Here is a 16,364-nt window from a genome sequence, read left to right on the forward strand (position 1 = left end):
CCCTTTCCTCCAAACCGATAATACATATTATGTTAAATAAAGAGAGTTCTGCTAGCGCATGCCACCGAACGCGAACGCGGCCAAGGCGAACAGCCCGACCCAAAGCAACGCCATTTGCAGCAGCTTGGTCTTCGGCACCTCGTGCGATTTCAGCGCACTCAACGCCAGAACGAGCCAGCCCAGCAGGCTCACCACCGACACGATCGCAAGCGCAGTCACAGCGTCACCGTCAACCCGTCGAACGCAGGCTCGACATGATCCGGCGTTTCCGCGGCCAAGGCATCGTAATCCATGCTTTTGTCCAGATGCGTCAGGATGACACGGCGTGCCCCACATCGTTCCGCAAGTTCGAGCGCCATACCAAGATGCGCATGGGTCGGATGCGGATCACGCCGCAGACAATCCACGACCAGCAATTCGACATCGCGGAAAAGCGTCACCATTTCGGTTCGAATTTCACTGAAATCTGTCGCATAACCGATTGATTTATCGCCATTATCAAAACGATACGCCGTGCTTCTGGCAGGCCCGTGCGGCATCACGGTCCAGCCCAGCCGCATGCCGTGAACGAGGCGCAAACGGTCCAGAGTCTCGATCTGGCATATGGTGGGGTAGCCATGCTGCCCGGCAAAGACATATCCGAACCGCTGGCGAAGGCGCCGTACCGTTTCCTCCGCCGCATAGGCCGGTATCGGCCCCGCCCGACCGTAGCGCAGCACGCGAAGATCATCGATCCCATGACAATGGTCGGCATGATCGTGCGTCCAGAACACCGCGTCGATCCCATCGATGTCATTGGCCAGAAGCTGATTGCGTAGATCCGGCGAGGTATCGATGAGCACGCGCGCACCATCGTCGGATTCGATCACGATCGACACGCGGGATCGCCGGTTGCGCGGATTGTCGGGATCGCACACGCCCCAATCGTTCCCGATGCGCGGCACGCCGGTCGATGTGCCGGAACCGAGAATGATCAGTTTCATGCCTGCGCCTTTTGAAACAGTGCGAAGAAATTGCGTCCGGTTTGCGCCGCAAGAGTATCCACAGACACGCCGCGCAGCGCGGCGAGAAACGCCAGCGTATCGCCGACGAAGGCCGGCTCACATGTCTTTCCGCGATGGGGCACCGGCGCGAGAAACGGCGAATCCGTTTCGACCAGCAGCCGGCCGTCCGGAATATCACGCGCGACTGCCTGCAGGTCCTTTGCATTCTTGAACGTCACGATCCCGGAAATGGAGATCGTGAGCCCGAGGTTCAGCACCGCATCGCCAAATTCGCGCGACGCGGTAAAGCAATGGATGAGCGCGGGAAAGGCGCCCTTCTCCATTTCCTCGCACAGGATGGAGAGCGTGTCGGCCTCCGCATCGCGGGTATGAATGATAATCGGCAGGCCGGTATCGCGCGCGACGCCAATATGCATGACGAACAATTCGCGTTGCGCCTCGCGGTCGGACTTGTCGTAATAATAATCGAGGCCGGTTTCGCCGATGCCGATGACGCGGGGATGCGCGCTCGCCTCCATGAGAGCCGTGCGGCCAAGGTCGCGATGCTTGTCCGCTTCGTGCGGGTGTATGCCCACACTCGCCCACACATCGTCCTCGCGCTGTGCCGTGGCGACCACCGCATCCCATTCCGACTGCCGGGTCGAGATATTCAGGAACCCGCGAACGCCCCGCGCCCGCGCCGCCGACAAGATTTCGCCCTGTCGCTCGATCAAGCCTTCGTAATTGAGGTGACAATGCGAATCGATCAGCATTACGCGTCCCCTTCCCCCAGTTGCAGGCGGGGGAAGATCGGCTGCGGATCGACGATCTTGACCGTCTCGCACAGCAGCGGCGCGCGTTCCATCGCGGCGAAATCGCGCGCGTCATCCGGCGCTGCCACGATGTCGAGAATGCGCGCGGCCGACCCCGGCACGACCGGCTGTATCGCGATGGCAAGGTCGCGGATACACCCGACAAGCGTGGCGAGCACGCGGCGCATCCGCACCGGATCGGTCTTCCGCAAGGTCCACGGCGCCTGCTCGTCGACATATTGGTTACAGGCGAAAACCGCCTGCATCCACGCTTCGATCCCTTGCGAAAAGGCCAGCGCCTCGAAATGGGCGGGCAATTCGCGCAGGCACGCCTCGCGGACTTTCCCGGCGAGCGCACGGTCGGCGTCCTGCGCCTCGCCATCGACGTCGAAGCCGCCCTCGCAATTCTTCGCAATGAAGGAGGAGACACGCTGCGCCAGATTGCCGAAGCTGTTGGCGAGTTCGGCATTCGCGCGCGTGACGATCGCCTCTGCCGAGTAGCTTCCGTCCTGGCCGAACGCGATTTCCCGCATCAGGAAGTAGCGCAGCACATCCGCGCCATATGTTTCAACAAGGCCGACCGGATCGGTCACATTGCCGAGCGATTTCGATTCCTTCTGCCCACGGTTCAGGAGGAACCCATGGCCGAACACCTGCCGCGGCACGGGCAGATTCGCACTCAACAGGAAAGCCGGCCAGTAAACGGCATGAAAACGCACGATATCCTTGCCGATGAGATGCACGTCGGCAGGCCAGAAACGCGCAAAATCGCCGCCCGTATCGGGATAGCCCAGCCCCGTCAGATAGTTGGTCAGCGCATCGACCCAGACATACATCACGTGGTCTTCGCTTCCCGGCACCTTCACGCCCCAGTCGAAGCTGCTCCGGGAAACGGACAGGTCGCGCAGCCCGCCCTCGACAAAGCGCATGACCTCGTTGCGGCGGCTTTCGGGGCGGATGAAATCAGGGTTTTCGCGGTACAGGTCGAGCAAAGGCTGCTGATACTTCGAAAGGCGGAAGAACCAGCTTTCCTCCACCGTCCATTCGACGGGGGTGCCCTGAGGCGAGAGTTTTTCGCCGCCCTCCCCTTCGGTCAGCTCGCTTTCATCGTAATACGCCTCGTCGCGGATCGAATACCAGCCTTCGTAGCGATCGCGATAGAGGTCGCCGCGCTCGGCCATGGCGGACCAGAGCGCCTGGCTGGCGGCATGGTGCGCATCCTCCGTGGTGCGGATGAAACGATCATAGCTGATATCAAGCACGTCGAACAGATGCTTGAAATGAGAGGACATTTCATCACTCAACGCGCGCGGCGTCACGTCGAGATCGCGCGCCTTCTGCATCATTTTCAGGCCATGTTCGTCCGTGCCGGTCTGAAACCGCACGTCCCGCCCGCGCAGCCGTTGAAAACGGGCCGCGACATCGGCGGCGATGGTTTCGTAAGCGTGACCGATATGCGGCTTGCCATTGGGATAATGGATGGCGGTGGTGATGTAATACGGCTCGGCCATGGGTGGCGCGTCTCTTTCATTGAACGTGCGAAGGGCCGCGAGATGCGGCGATCAGTTGCCCTCCCCTTTAGGCATCGCAATATCCGCCAGCAACCCGCCGATTTCCACCACGGTCAGTCCGGGGTCGAAATTCGCATAGGGGATCTCCGCGCCCAACCGGGTCAGCGCCGCATGCGCGGTGATGAGCCGGGCCTGTTCCCCCTTCCCCGCATCGGGAAGTCTCGCGGCGCAGATCGTGCGGGCAAGATCGACACTCGCCACCAGCCGGTCGCGGTCGGGCCGCGTTCCGATCGCCTTGGCAAGTGCGCCGCGCCGCGCGAAATCGGCATCCCCATGCGCGGCAATCCCGATCAGCTCGTGGCGGATCGGCGCCATGTCCTTTGCGATGAAGCCAAGCGCTGCGCCGGGCGACCCGTGCGCCGCGGCAATCGCAGCCTCGCGAATGTCGGGCGAGACGTCGGGCGCCGCGTCGGCCACAACCCGGTGCATCTGCGCATCGTCGAGCGCGGCAAACCGCAGGATCCGACAGCGCGAACGCACCGTGGGCAAAAGCCCACCCGGCCGATGTGAGACGAGCAGGAATATCGTCCCGGCCGGCGGCTCCTCTAGGCTTTTGAGCAGCGCGTTCACCGCCGACTTTTCCAGGTCGTCAATCGAATCGATGATGATCGCACGCCTCGGCCCGAGTGTTGGCCGCGTGTTCAACCGCCGCTGCATCGCGCGCACCTGCTCGACATTGATGCTGCGCTTCGTGGCGAAGGGCTTGCCCTCCTCCATCTTTTTTTCATCCTCCTTGCTGGCCGGCGGACGGGTCAGGATGAGGATATCGGGATGCGATGTCGCAGGGGGCTGCGGCGTGCCGTCGACCTCCACCAGAGCAGCAGCGGCATGAATCGCGAACTGCGCCTTGCCGATCCCCGCCATGCCGGTCAGCAACCACGCATGGTGCAACCGTTCGTCTGCCACCGCGGCGCGCCATTGGCGCCATGGCGTTTCATGTCCGACAAGCGTTGTCATCGACAGGAGAGGAGCGAGGTTCGGGCCATCACGGTGCGGTGACTGCTATAAGGATTGCGCGCCCCCGGCAATCAGCTGCGGGCGTTTTGCTCACAATTCGGGCGCAGTGGCATTGCTCGCGATCAGGGCGGCGTTCATTTCCGCGCCGAGCAGGAGGATATAGGCCGACGCCCACATCCATGTCAGCAATACGATCACCGCGCCGAGCGATCCATAGGTCGCATTGTAATTACCGAAGTTCGACACGTAATAGCCGAACAGCAAGGTCGCGACGACGATCCCCACCGCGGCCAGCAACGAGCCGGGCGTCAGCCATTTGAACGCCGCCGTCTCGCAAGCCGGGCCATAGCGGAACAGGAGCGCCGCCCCGCCGGTGATCGCAGCCGCCAGCACGACATAGACCAGGATCTTGCCCAGCGGCGCAAAGACCGCGGGCGCCGCATCGAGCATTCCATCGAGAAAGCCGAGCGCCGCGATCGCACCCACCGACAACAGCGCGATCAGCGCCCCGCCCACGGTCACGCCGATGGCGGTCAGGTTCTTTCCGATGAAGCTGCGGCTTTCCTTGCACTCATACGCGATGTTGAGCGCGATGATGAGCGCCCCTGCGCCCTTGCGCGCACTGAACAATGCCACCAGCAGGGCGAGGATCAGCCCCAGCCCCTTCTTCGAGGACGAGCTTTCGACCACGGCGGAAAGCTGATCCTGCACGAGTTCGGCCGCGCTTCCGGGCAGATCCTGTGCGAGCGACTGCATCTGCACCGCGACCGTCTGCGGATCGGCGATCAGCCCGTAGGTGAGGACCGTCGCCGCCATGAGGGGAACCATCGCGAGAAATCCATAAAACGCCACGCCCGCCGCGATCAGGCTGATATTATCGTCACCGCCCCGGGCCCAGGCCTGTTTCGCGGAGGCGATCCACCCGCCGCTTGGCAAATCATATGGTGAAGATGCTGTCGGCATGGCCGTCCCCTGTCTCGTACATATTCGGTATCGCGCGATCATCCGATGCTGCACCATGCATCATCGGGCGGCAATCGCCACCGCGCCCGTCGTCAACAGCCTAACCCCCGCGCCGGGCCCGCGGTTCCATGCGCCCTGTATCCCCCGCGAAATCCGGGGGCATTGCACAGCTTTCATTTGCCCCTGCCCGGCCGCTGTGGCAGCAACGGGCCTACATGGAAGAACAAGCTCTCGTAATCGCCCTCGTCGGCGTCCTGGGTATCGGGGCGCAATGGGTTGCGTGGCGAACCGGGTGGCCGGCCATCGTGCTGATGATGGTGGCCGGGTTCGCCGTCGGCCCCGTTTTCGGCATCATGGACCCGCATCACGCCTTTGGCGAATTGCTGGAACCGGCCGTTGCCATCGGCGTCGCGCTCATCCTGTTCGAAGGCGGGCTGAGCCTCAATTTCAAGGAACTGAAGAAAACGGGCGGCGCGGTCTGGCGGCTCGTCGTTCTGGGCGTGCCGATCGCATGGTTCGCAGGCTCGCTCGCCTGCTATTACATCGCCGGGCTGGTCTGGCCGGTATCGATCCTGTTCGCCGGCATTCTGGTGGTGACCGGGCCGACGGTCGTCCTGCCCCTCCTTCGACAATCGAGCGTGGCGCAAAGGCCGGCGGCGATCCTCAAATGGGAGGCGATCGTCAACGATCCCTTCGGCGCGATGTGCGCGGTGATCGCATACGAATATTTCCGCGCATCGGCCAATGGCGCGACCATTTTCGACGTGGTGCCACAACTGGTATTCGCCGCGATCGCCGCCGCCGTCCTCGGCTATGCCGCGGCGTGGGTCATCGCGTGGAGCTTCCCGCGCGGCATGGTGCCCGAATATCTGAAGGCGCCGGTCCTGCTCGTGGTGGTGGTCGCCCTGTTCGTTGCCTCCAACACGATACAGCAGGAGACCGGCCTCGTTGCCGTCACGATCATGGGCATCGCGCTTGCCAATATGAAGGTGGATTCGCTGCGCGACATTCACCCGTTCAAGCAGAACATCGCGGTCATCATGGTGTCGGGCATCTTCGTCCTCTTGTCCGCCTCGCTCGAACGGGAATCGCTGGCCTTGCTGGAATGGCGGTTCGTATTGTTCCTGCTGGCGATATTGTTCCTCGTCCGTCCGGCGACGATCCTGATCAGCCTCGCCTTCTCCAAGGTGCCGTGGAACGAGCGCCTGTTCCTGGCGTGGATCGCGCCGCGCGGCATCGTGGCCGTCGCGATTTCAGGCCTGTTCGCCCTGCGTCTTTCGGATCTGGGCTATGGCGACGGGTCCATCCTCATCAGCCTGTCGTTCGCCGTCGTGGTGGCGACGATCGTGGCGCATGGCTTTACCGTCGGTATCGTGTCGCGCTGGCTCAAGGTCACCGGCTCGACCACACCGGGCATATTGATGGTCGGCGCAACGCCGTGGTCCATCGCGCTCGCAAAGGAAATGTCGGACATCGAGGTTCCTGTGCTCATCGCCGATACCAGCTGGTGGCGTCTGTCAAAGGCGCGGCAGCAGGGGGTACAGACCTATCACGGCGAAATTCTGGCCGAATCGACGGAACATTCGCTCGACCTTTCGCAATTCGGCGTGCTGGTCGCCGCGACGGAAAACGAGGCGTATAACGCGCTTGTCTGCAACGAGTTCGCGCCGGAAATCGGGCGCGACGCGGTGTATCAGCTTGGCGAGGCGGGAGGGCATGACGACCCGCGCGCCCTGCCCCCGTCGATCCGGGGCCGCAGCCTGTTCGAATCCGGCGTCGACATGGACGAAATCTACCGCCGGCAGCAGCAGGGCTGGGAATTTCGCAAGACGCGCCTGTCCGAACGTTTCGGGTTCGAGGAGGCGCAGGCCGCGCTTCCGGCCGATGCCGACTTCCTCCTGCTCGTGCGCAAGGGCGGCGGGATTCGGTTCTTTACCCATGCCACCCGCCCCACTCCTGCCGCCGGCGACACCGTGATATCCTATTCCCCGCCCGAGGACCCGGTGACCGAGAAGGTGCAAGCCAAAAAGGAAAAGCGGGCGAAGATACAGGCCAAGGCCGATGCCGAAACCGGGGCAAAACAGGCCGGGCCGCAGGAAGGCCCGTTGGGGGAAGCGACATGAAAACGCGAATGACATCCAAGCCGATCGCAACCGTCCTCGCGCTGGGTGCGCTCGTCCTGGTCGGGGCATGCAACGAGCCGGATAGCGAGACGCCGTCGCCTGCCCCGTCCGCGACGATGGACAACGGCCTTCCCGATCCCAATTCCAGCCCTGCGTCCATCCTGCGCAGCGACCTGTCCGAAGACGTGATCGAGGAGCCCGCGCTCGAACCGCTGGAGGCGACGATATCGTTCGGCGAAGGCGGCACGCGGCTGTCCGATGCGGCGCGCGCGGAAATCGAGGAGCTGCTCGGCACGGCGCAGATGAAGGCGGGCGGTGCCATCACCCTGCGCGGGCATACCGATTCGGCCGGTTATGACGAGGCCAATCTGCGCGCCTCCCGCCAACGGGCCGAGGCCGTCGCTGCCATGCTGGAGGACAATGGCATCGACGCAGACCGGATCGAGATCATCGCGCTTGGCGAGATGCGTCCGGTTGCCCCCAATGCCAATCTCGACGGTACGGCGAACGAGGCCAATCGCGCGCGGAACCGGCGCGTGGACATTCACATCGCGATTCCGGAAACCGACGATGACGAAGAAGCGAACGCGGACGAACCGGGCGAGGACCGCGCCGGATCGTCCGGAAGTTCGAATTCGACCGACTGATCGAGATGGCATATCCTGCGCCCGCCGGCGCATGCCGTAGAGCGGGTTGCACTGTTGTTAAACAAAGTTGTGATACCCGTTTTCCAGATGCATAGCCCTGCGAGCGAGATCTGACCCATGACAGCATCGCTGTCCCGCCTGTATCAGCTGGCCGCGGCCGCTGTTGCGGCCGGTTTGCTTGCGCTGGTCGGCGCGGCCGATCCGATCGAGGAGATGATCTGGATCGCCCTCTACCGCTTGGAAGACAAGCCGGTTTCCGGCCAGATCGTCATCGTCGATGTCGACCAGTCGGCGGATCCCACGCTCAGCGTCGCACAACGGCAGGCGGAGGTCGTCCGCCAATTGTCGCGGCACAGGCCGAGAGGCATCTATCTGCAGGGTAACTATTCGGCGGACGATCGCGGTATTGCCGAACTGGGCGCGGCGATCGATGCGACGGACGTTCCTGTGGCGATCGGCTGGGTCGAAGGAGTCGGAAGTACCCGCGGCCTGCCGAGCCTGTCGCGCTCCTCGCAGCTTGATGGCGCGGTTGCCACCGTCGATCGCTATCACGCCACGGCGCTCGGCTTTGCCTGGGAATCGCTGACCTCGTTCGATGTCGGCAATCGCGAAATGCCGGGCTTCCCCGCCGCGGTGGCCGGCTTCGTCGATCTGAACGACTATTATTTCATCGATTACCGCTACGCCAATTCGGAAATCACTATTTTTCCGGCCCGCGTCTTGAGCAGGAGCAATCTGCCGCTGACCGGAAAGCGCGTACTCGTCGGCTCGGCATCGTCGGGTTCGCTTCTCGATCAGGGCGTGGTCCCGATTCCGGGCGACATGGTCCCGCGTATACAGCTCGCGTTTTTCGCGGCTGAAAGCCTTTTGCAGGGTGTGCCGGTCGCTGTGGGCTGGCTCTTCGCGCTCGCCATCATCGTCGCCATCGTATTTGCGGCGGTATATTACCCGCCAGCGATCCGCCGCACGCTTTATGCCGTTGCGGTTGCGGCCTGTCTCGCCATTCCATTTTTCGGGCTTCTTCTCGACCGGATTGTGGAATCGGGCGCGACTGTCGTGTTCCTGGTGCTGTTTGCCATCCTGCGCATCACCAGCCTGCTCAAGGCGCAGGCGGCCAAGACCGATCATCTTTCCGGGCTTCGAAATTTCAGTGCGCTCGCAGAAAAGCTCGAACGTGAGGATGGCATGGTGATCGTAGCCCGGGTCAACCGGTTCGAGGAAGTGCTGAGCAGTCTCGAGCCGGAATTTCACGGCGAATTCATGCAACAGATCGCCGAACGGCTCGCGGCGGACCGTTTCCGCGAAATCTTTTCCGACGGCGCGGGCAATTTCGCCTGGCTGGACGGCACGCGGGATGCCCGTGGGCGGATGGCGGATCTCATCGGGCTGACGGGGGCGCCGATCCTCGTCGAAAATCGCACTTTCGACTTTACCTGCTCCTTCGGGATACAGGACGTCCCGATCGACAGCGCACAACAGGCGATCAGTGCCACGCTGGTCGCGGCGGAACTCGCGTCGACCCGCATGTCGCATATCGCCCTGGTGAGCGAGAGGGAAAGTACGGACGCCAACTGGCGGCTCTCGCTTCACACCTCGCTCGATCATGCGATCGTGAACGGACACATCTATCTCGTATATCAGCCGCAGGTGATGATCGAAAACGGGCAGATCGTCGGTGCGGAGGCGCTGGTTCGGTGGAAGCATCCCGAACGCGGCGAGATCAGCCCTTTCGAATTTATTCCGCAGATTGAAAAGGCGGGTCGTCTGAAACCGCTTACCGCGCATACGTTCCGGATGGCTGCGCGAACGGCGAGCCTGCTTCCCGAACGGGATCTCCGCATATCGGTCAACGTGTCCGCAACGCTCGTTTGCGACGATAATTTCGTGCAGTTCGTTCAGGACAACGTGATGGCTGGCGGCGGCTCCGCATCCCGCATCATGCTTGAGATCACGGAAACCGCGCGTATCGAAAATCTCGAACTCGCTGCGCGCCATCTTACCGAACTGCGCGAGGCCGGTTTCAAAGTTTCCCTCGACGATTTCGGTACGGGCGAAGCCAATCTGAGCCTGCTCGTCCATCTTCCCTGCGACGAGGTGAAGCTGGATCAGACCTTCGTGCGGCTGGCCAAAACGAACGAGCGCGCGCGAATGATCATCATTGCCCTCGCGCAGACGACCCGACTTTCGAACATGTCCTTCGTGGCGGAGGGAATCGAAACGGTGGAGGATCAGGCGATCATGGCATCCCATGATTGTAAAGTCGGACAGGGATATTTGTATGGATATCCCCTGCCATCACACGAACTGATCGAGATTGCCCGCAAAAATATCCGGCTGGTAGGATAAAATCGCTTTTTTTTTCGTCCATGTGCGGTTAATATGATTGTCCAAGCAATGGAGGTTTTTATGGATTATCAGGAAGAACGTGGCGGTGGCATCTGGGAATGGTTTTTCGGCGAATATTGGTTCTGACGCCATCTTCGATCGTTGAACGGGGTCTTGTCACAGGCAAGGCCCCGTTTTTGTAACATTCCAATGATGCTTTGTGGCTTGCAATCACATTTCGCTGTGATATTGCGCCGGCCATGCAAAATACAGCCCATCCTTCGGTCAAGGACCGCGTTCGCCAGATCGTTTCCACCGGCAGCATGTCACGTGCCGCCCTTGCAAGAGCGGCCGGATTGCACGCCAATTCGCTGCGCGATTGCAACGAGGCGAACTGGAACCCCACATCGGACACGCTGGCAAAGCTCGAAAGCTTCCTCGATTCCAACGACGATCGTCCCGTCCTCGCCAGCCCGGAAGAAATTATCGACGAAGCCCGCAACGGTAGGATGTTCGTACTCGTAGACGACGAAGATCGCGAGAACGAGGGCGATCTGGTCATCCCCGCGCAAATGGCCACTCCGCAGGCGATCAATTTCATGGCGTCGCACGGGCGCGGCCTGATCTGCCTCGCGCTGGCGAAGAATCGCGTCGAACAGCTCGGCCTTGAACTGATGAGCCGGAACAATCGCACGCGCCACGAAACGGCGTTCACCACCTCCATCGAAGCACGCGAAGGCGTCACCACCGGGATCAGCGCCGCCGACCGCGCCCGCACGATCAGCGTGGCGATCGATTCCGCGAAAACGGCGGATGACATCGTGACCCCCGGGCATGTCTTCCCCCTCATCGCGCGGGACGGCGGCGTGCTCGTGCGCGCGGGCCATACCGAGGCCGCGGTCGATATCGCGCGGCTCGCGGGGCTGAACCCGTCGGGCGTCATCTGCGAAATCATGAAGGACGACGGCACGATGGCGCGGATGGACGACCTCGTCGAATTCGCCCGCACCCACAATCTCAAGATCGGCACGATCCGCGACCTTATCGCCTATCGCCGCGAAAACGATCATTTGGTGGAGAAGCGCGCCGAGTCCCGATTCCGCAGCAAGTGGGGCGGAGACTGGACGGTGATGGCGTTCTTCAACAAGGCGACGGGCGAGGAAACGCTGGCGCTAAGTTTCGGGCATCTGGCCAAGGACAGCCCGACGCTCGTCCGGATGCATGCGCTCGACCTGTTTCCCGATCTTTTTGCGGACGACACGCCGCGCGCCGGCCTCTTGCAACGCGCGATGCAGGCCATTGCCGAGGAAGGCGCGGGCGTGATCGTCGTCATCAATCGCAAATCGCCCGATATGCTGTCCCGCCGGATCGCTTTGCGCGATGCGCCCAAGGCGGACGATATGGACGAATTGCGTGATTATGGCGTCGGCGCACAAATTCTGACCGAGTTGGGCGTGCACGAGATGATCCTGCTCACGAATTCGCACCATTCGCTCGTCGCGCTCGAAGGGTACGGCCTGACCGTGGTCGGCGAACGCCCGATCCCCGACGCCTGAACAAGACTGGACACAGACAATGGCACGATTCCTCATCGTCGAAGCGCGATTCTACGACGAATATAACGACATGCTGATCAGCGGTGCGCGTCAGGTTCTCGAACAGGCGGGGCACGAGGTCGAGGTACTCACCGTTCCGGGCGCGCTGGAGATACCCGGCGCGATCGCGCTCGCGGTCGAGGGCGGCGGCTACGATGGCTTTGTCGCGATCGGCGTCGTGATTCGCGGCGAAACCTATCATTTCGAGATCGTCGCGGGCGAAAGCGCACGTGCGATCATGGCGTTGACCATCGACGGGATCGCGGTGGGTAATGGCATACTGACCGTGGAAAACGATGAACAGGCGCTCGTCCGCGCCGACCCTGCACAAAAGAATAAGGGCGGGGAGGCCGCCCGCGCCGCCATCGCGCTATACGATCTTCGCACCCGTTTCACCGGATAATCGGAACCGCACGACGAACGAGGCGTCATTGACCCCATGACGGACAAGACGCCTTGATCACCACGATACTGGAATGGTTCGGCGCGCTCGGCACGATTGCGGCCGCCGCGCTTATCGCGTCCGATCTGGGCCGACGGGTGACCGGATGGGCCTTCGTCCTGTTCACGATCGTATCGGTGGCGTGGATCGCGGCCGGAATGCTCGGCAACAACACGCCGATCGCGTTGCAGAATGTCGCGATGTTTTTCGTCAATGGCTGGGGCGTGTGGCAGTACCTGCTCAACCCGAAGAAGAAGCGCGAGATCGAGCGCGCCGAAGCGCTTGAGAAAAAAGCGCACGAAGACGTCGAGAACGGCGACGCCTGAGGCCCTGCCGCGTTACCAGATCGTGATGCGGTCCTCGGGGGCGAGATAGAGCGCGTCGCCCTCCTCCACGTCGAACGCGCGATACCACGCATCGAGATTGCGCACGGTCGCCGCGCGATACCGGCCCGGCGCATGGCCATCGGTGGCAAGCTGCGCTCGCAATCTGGCATCGCGGGTTTTCGTCGCCCAGGCCTGCGCATAGGCGATGAAGAACCGCTGATCCCCGGTAAAGCCCTCGATCACCGGGGGTTCCTTACCCCGCAAGGACGCGCGATACGCATCATATGCCGCCGCGAGCCCGGCAAGGTCCGCTATATTCTCGCCCAGCGTAAGCTGCCCGTCGACCGCCGCATCCGCGAACGGGCGATAGCGCGAATATTGCTCGGCGAGGTCCTGCCCCCTGCGGCGAAACTCCTCCGCATCCGCCGCCCCCCACCAGTTGCGCATGCGGCCATCGGCATCGAAGGCCGCGCCGTTATTGTCGAAACTATGGCTGATTTCATGGCCGATGATCGCACCGATCGCGCCATAATTGGCGGCGGGGTCGGCCTCCGGATCGTAGAACGGACGCTGCAATATGCCCGCCGGAAAGTTCAGCGCATTCTGAACCGGCAGATTGAGCGCGTTGACCACGTGCGGCGACAGCCACCATTCGCTGCGGTCGAGCGGCTTGCCGATCTTCGCCAGGGCGCGGCGATAGGCCGCCCGCTCCGCCGCGACGGTCATGCCGTAGGCGGATTTGCCCGCCAGTTGCAGCCCGTCATACCGGTCGTAACGATCAGGGTAGCCGATCTCGACCTCGATTCCGGCGACCTTCTTCAACGCCTCGCGCCGGGTCGCGGGGTCGAGCCAGTCGAGCGCACCGACCCTTTGCGCAAAGGCGCGTTTGACCCGTTCGACCATGATCTCGATATCGCGGCGCTGATTGGCGGAGAAATTGCGGTCCACGTAAAGGCGGCCCAGCGCATCGCCGAAATTTTCGCCCAGCGCCTCGATCGCGAGCGTTTCGCGATCCGGCCGCGTGTCGAGCCCGCCAAGAACTCGCCCGTAGAAATCGAAATGCGCCCGGCCCACCGGCGATGGCAGCACGTCGGCATACTGGCTCAGCCGGTGAAAGCGCAGCCAGTCCTTCCATACGTCGAGCGGCTCCCCCGCGACGAGCGCGGAAAGCCCGGCGATCCCGTCGGCGTGATAGGCGGCAAAGCGGTCCTGTTCGCCGAGCGATGCCGCGCCGAAGAACGCATCCCAATCGATCCCGGGCGCGTATTCGGCGAAATCGGCCCGCGACCACAGCGTGGCGGAACGCGTGAAATCCTCGCTCTGTTCACGCGGGACGTGCGCGCGCGCGATCGCGGTTTCGAGCGCGATGATACGGTCCGCCCGCGCATATCCGTCCTTCACGCCGACGGTCCCGAACATCCGCGCGATATAGTCGCGATACTCGCGGCGGATACGGACCATGTCGCGGCTGTCCGACAGGTAATATTCGCGCGAGGGAAGGCCCAGCCCGCCCTGCAACATATAAGGCACCACGCTATCTTCGGTCAGAGCGCGGGTCACGAACAGGCCGAACAGGTTTTCGGTATGAAAATCCGTCGCGTTGAGCGGATCGACATCGGCGCGCATCTGCCGGCCCAGCACGCGCGATAAATCCGCGACGTCATCGATCGCGGCGTAACGGCGGAAATCGTCGCGCATCGGGCGCAGTCCGCGCCGGTCGATGGCGTGCTGATCCATGAAGGCGGTGTAGTAGCGGGCAATCATGCCCTCCGGCGTATCGTCGTCCTGCGGCGTGCCGGCCACTTCCTCGACCAGCGTGCGGAGCCGTTCCTCGGCACGCTCCTGCGCCATGAGGAACGAGCCGGTCGAGGATCGATCCGCCGGAATCTGCGTCGCGTTCAGCCAGTTGCCATTGGCGTACAGGAAAAAATCGTCGCCGGGATCGACCGATTTGTCGATCGCCTCGATGTCGATGCCCACGCCCGTCCCCTGGATCGGGGAGACCTGCTCGCTCGTATCCGGGGCGCAGGCGGTCACCGCCGCAACCGAACCGGTCACCAGAAGCAGGGGAAGGACGAGGTCACGATAGGGCAATTAAAGGTCCGGAAGCGATATGTGGCAAAAATGGGGCGCCCCACCTCTAGGGAAGAACGCCCCAATTCGCAATCGGTCCGGTGCCGGTTTCGTGTCGTACCCGCCCTTTTTCATGGCGGCGGGCTCATCCGGCTTTATCCGGCGAGACGACCGAACGCGGCGCGCCCCGGATACCACGCGCTCGCGCCCAGCTCTTCCTCGATACGAATCAACTGGTTATACTTGGCAAGCCGGTCGGAACGGGCGAGCGAACCGGTCTTGATCTGTCCGCAATTGGTGGCGACGGCGAGATCGGCGATGGTGCTGTCCTCGGTCTCGCCCGAACGGTGGCTCATCACCGCGGTATAGCCTGCACGCTGCGCGATGGAGACGGCCTCCAGCGTTTCGGTGAGCGTGCCGATCTGGTTGACCTTCACCAGCAGCGAATTGGCCAGTCCCTTGCCGATGCCCATGGTCAGACGCTCCGGATTGGTCACGAACAGGTCGTCACCGACAAGCTGCACCCGGTCGCCGACCCTGTCGGTGAGCGCCTTCCACCCGTCGAGATCGTCCTCGCCCATGCCATCTTCGATCGAGAGGATGGGATAGGCCTCGCACAGTTTCGCCAGGTAATCGGCCATTTCCGCCCCGTCGAGCGAGAGTCCCTCGCCCGAAATCTCGTACTTGCCGTTGCGGTAGAATTCGGTCGCCGCGCAATCGAGCGCGATGGCGACATCCTCGCCCGGCTTGAAACCCGCCTTCTCCACCGACTGCATGATGAAGTCGAGCGCGTCGCGCGTGCCGGCAAGGTTGGGGGCAAAGCCGCCCTCGTCGCCCACCGCGGTCGAAAGCCCCTTTTCCGACAGGCCTTTCTTAAGCGTGTGAAAGATTTCCGCGCCCCATCGGACCGCCTCGCTCAGCGTGTCGGCGCCGACCGGCATCACCATGAATTCCTGGAAATCGATGGGGTTGTCGGCATGTTCGCCGCCGTTGATGATGTTCATCATCGGAACCGGAAGCGTGTGCGCCGAAACCCCGCCGACATAGGAATAAAGCGGCAGGCCGCGCGCCGCCGCCGCCGCCTTCGCCACGGCGAGGCTGACGCCGAGCATGGCGTTCGCGCCGAGCCGCCCCTTGTTCGCCGTGCCGTCGAGGTCGATCATGGCGAGGTCGATGTCGCGCTGATCCTCCGCGTCGAGGCCCATGACGAGGTCGGCGATTTCGCCGTTCACGCCATCGACGGCCTTCGTCACGCCCTTGCCCATGTAGCGATCCTTGTCGCCGTCGCGCAGTTCGACAGCCTCGTGCGCGCCGGTGGACGCGCCGGACGGGATCGCCGCGCGGCCCATCGAACCATCTTCGAGAAGGACGTCGACCTCGACCGTCGGGTTGCCCCGGCTGTCGAGAATTTCACGCGCATGGATGTCGATAATGGCGGTCATGGCTCACTCGTTCCTTCTGTCTGGCGATACCCGGATAAGGCCGGGCGACGACGATCGGCAAAGATGTCGGAAAGCGTCGCGGGCGATATGCTCGCGCCTCTGTCC

Annotated in this window: 14 protein-coding genes; 6 read left to right on the forward strand and 8 right to left on the reverse strand. The window is 62.8% G+C overall.

Translation table 11 applies throughout. The annotated features are described in order from the left end of the window. Window positions 1–51 precede the first annotated feature (51 nt). The 6 genes from Q0897_RS10705 to Q0897_RS10730 form a co-directional block, all read right to left on the reverse strand. Window positions 52–219 (reverse strand): hypothetical protein, encoded by a 168-nt coding sequence (locus Q0897_RS10705; RefSeq protein ID WP_299309426.1) that lies wholly within the window; start codon window positions 217–219, stop codon window positions 52–54. Then, a complete protein-coding gene (locus Q0897_RS10710; RefSeq protein ID WP_299309427.1) occupies window positions 216–983 on the reverse strand; it encodes an MBL fold metallo-hydrolase in 768 nt (255 codons plus the stop codon). The genes Q0897_RS10705 and Q0897_RS10710 overlap by 4 nt, the downstream gene beginning before the upstream one ends. Then, window positions 980–1,756: a TatD family hydrolase gene (locus Q0897_RS10715; RefSeq protein ID WP_299309429.1), complete on the reverse strand. Its 777-nt coding sequence runs from the start codon at window positions 1,754–1,756 to the stop codon at window positions 980–982. Before Q0897_RS10715 ends, Q0897_RS10710 begins: the two co-directional genes overlap by 4 nt. Beyond that, window positions 1,756–3,306, reverse strand: coding sequence for a methionine--tRNA ligase (metG, locus tag Q0897_RS10720; protein WP_299309430.1), 1,551 nt, complete (start codon window positions 3,304–3,306; stop codon window positions 1,756–1,758). The genes Q0897_RS10715 and metG overlap by 1 nt, the downstream gene beginning before the upstream one ends. A gap of 51 nt (window positions 3,307–3,357) precedes the next feature. Continuing rightward, window positions 3,358–4,323 carry a DNA polymerase III subunit delta' gene (locus Q0897_RS10725; RefSeq protein WP_299309432.1) on the reverse strand — a complete coding sequence of 322 codons (966 nt, stop codon included), beginning with the start codon at window positions 4,321–4,323 and terminating at the stop codon, window positions 3,358–3,360. A gap of 90 nt (window positions 4,324–4,413) precedes the next feature. After that, window positions 4,414–5,286 (reverse strand): YihY/virulence factor BrkB family protein, encoded by an 873-nt coding sequence (locus Q0897_RS10730; protein WP_299309433.1) that lies wholly within the window; start codon window positions 5,284–5,286, stop codon window positions 4,414–4,416. A 215-nt stretch (window positions 5,287–5,501) separates the two neighbouring features. Here Q0897_RS10730 and Q0897_RS10735 point away from each other — a divergent pair, with 215 nt between their 5' ends. The 6 genes from Q0897_RS10735 (at window position 5,502) to Q0897_RS10760 (ending at window position 12,744) form a co-directional block, all read left to right on the forward strand. Beyond that, window positions 5,502–7,409 (forward strand): sodium:proton antiporter, encoded by a 1,908-nt coding sequence (locus Q0897_RS10735; RefSeq protein ID WP_299309435.1) that lies wholly within the window; start codon window positions 5,502–5,504, stop codon window positions 7,407–7,409. An 8-nt stretch (window positions 7,410–7,417) separates the two neighbouring features. Continuing rightward, entirely contained in the window at window positions 7,418–8,056 is a 639-nt protein-coding gene (locus Q0897_RS10740; RefSeq protein ID WP_299309437.1) for an OmpA family protein, read from the forward strand. Window positions 8,057–8,173: 117 nt separating this feature from the next. Continuing rightward, window positions 8,174–10,402: an EAL domain-containing protein gene (locus tag Q0897_RS10745; RefSeq protein ID WP_299309438.1), complete on the forward strand. Its 2,229-nt coding sequence runs from the start codon at window positions 8,174–8,176 to the stop codon at window positions 10,400–10,402. A gap of 239 nt (window positions 10,403–10,641) precedes the next feature. After that, window positions 10,642–11,937, forward strand: a complete 1,296-nt coding sequence (gene ribB / locus Q0897_RS10750; RefSeq protein ID WP_299309440.1) for a 3,4-dihydroxy-2-butanone-4-phosphate synthase — start codon at window positions 10,642–10,644, stop codon at window positions 11,935–11,937. A 19-nt stretch (window positions 11,938–11,956) separates the two neighbouring features. Next, window positions 11,957–12,379 (forward strand): 6,7-dimethyl-8-ribityllumazine synthase, encoded by a 423-nt coding sequence (ribH, locus tag Q0897_RS10755; RefSeq protein WP_202084754.1) that lies wholly within the window; start codon window positions 11,957–11,959, stop codon window positions 12,377–12,379. A 53-nt stretch (window positions 12,380–12,432) separates the two neighbouring features. Further along, complete coding sequence (locus Q0897_RS10760; RefSeq protein WP_299309442.1) at window positions 12,433–12,744, forward strand: hypothetical protein; 312 nt, start codon at window positions 12,433–12,435, stop codon at window positions 12,742–12,744. Between the two features lie 12 nt (window positions 12,745–12,756). On the opposite strand, the gene Q0897_RS10765 is transcribed toward Q0897_RS10760, so the two are convergent. Continuing rightward, window positions 12,757–14,838 carry a M13 family metallopeptidase gene (locus Q0897_RS10765; protein WP_299309443.1) on the reverse strand — a complete coding sequence of 694 codons (2,082 nt, stop codon included), beginning with the start codon at window positions 14,836–14,838 and terminating at the stop codon, window positions 12,757–12,759. A gap of 134 nt (window positions 14,839–14,972) precedes the next feature. Then, window positions 14,973–16,259, reverse strand: coding sequence for a phosphopyruvate hydratase (eno, locus tag Q0897_RS10770; protein ID WP_299309444.1), 1,287 nt, complete (start codon window positions 16,257–16,259; stop codon window positions 14,973–14,975). Window positions 16,260–16,364 lie beyond the last annotated feature (105 nt).

This window comes from uncultured Croceicoccus sp. (assembly GCF_947496385.1).
In the GTDB taxonomy this organism is placed as follows: domain Bacteria; phylum Pseudomonadota; class Alphaproteobacteria; order Sphingomonadales; family Sphingomonadaceae; genus Croceicoccus.

What these genes read in the sequence shown, in the direction of transcription:
- Q0897_RS10710 (WP_299309427.1), bottom strand. Translation starts at nt 983, where the DNA reads ATGAAACTGATCATTCTCGGTTCCGGCACATCGACCGGCGTGCCGCGC.
- Q0897_RS10715 (WP_299309429.1), bottom strand. Translation starts at nt 1,756, where the DNA reads ATGCTGATCGATTCGCATTGTCACCTCAATTACGAAGGCTTGATCGAG.
- metG (WP_299309430.1), bottom strand. Translation starts at nt 3,306, where the DNA reads ATGGCCGAGCCGTATTACATCACCACCGCCATCCATTATCCCAATGGC.
- Q0897_RS10725 (WP_299309432.1), bottom strand. Translation starts at nt 4,323, where the DNA reads ATGACAACGCTTGTCGGACATGAAACGCCATGGCGCCAATGGCGCGCC.
- Q0897_RS10730 (WP_299309433.1), bottom strand. Translation starts at nt 5,286, where the DNA reads ATGCCGACAGCATCTTCACCATATGATTTGCCAAGCGGCGGGTGGATC.
- Q0897_RS10735 (WP_299309435.1), top strand. Translation starts at nt 5,502, where the DNA reads ATGGAAGAACAAGCTCTCGTAATCGCCCTCGTCGGCGTCCTGGGTATC.
- Q0897_RS10740 (WP_299309437.1), top strand. Translation starts at nt 7,418, where the DNA reads ATGACATCCAAGCCGATCGCAACCGTCCTCGCGCTGGGTGCGCTCGTC.
- Q0897_RS10745 (WP_299309438.1), top strand. Translation starts at nt 8,174, where the DNA reads ATGACAGCATCGCTGTCCCGCCTGTATCAGCTGGCCGCGGCCGCTGTT.
- ribB (WP_299309440.1), top strand. Translation starts at nt 10,642, where the DNA reads ATGCAAAATACAGCCCATCCTTCGGTCAAGGACCGCGTTCGCCAGATC.
- ribH (WP_202084754.1), top strand. Translation starts at nt 11,957, where the DNA reads ATGGCACGATTCCTCATCGTCGAAGCGCGATTCTACGACGAATATAAC.
- eno (WP_299309444.1), bottom strand. Translation starts at nt 16,259, where the DNA reads ATGACCGCCATTATCGACATCCATGCGCGTGAAATTCTCGACAGCCGG.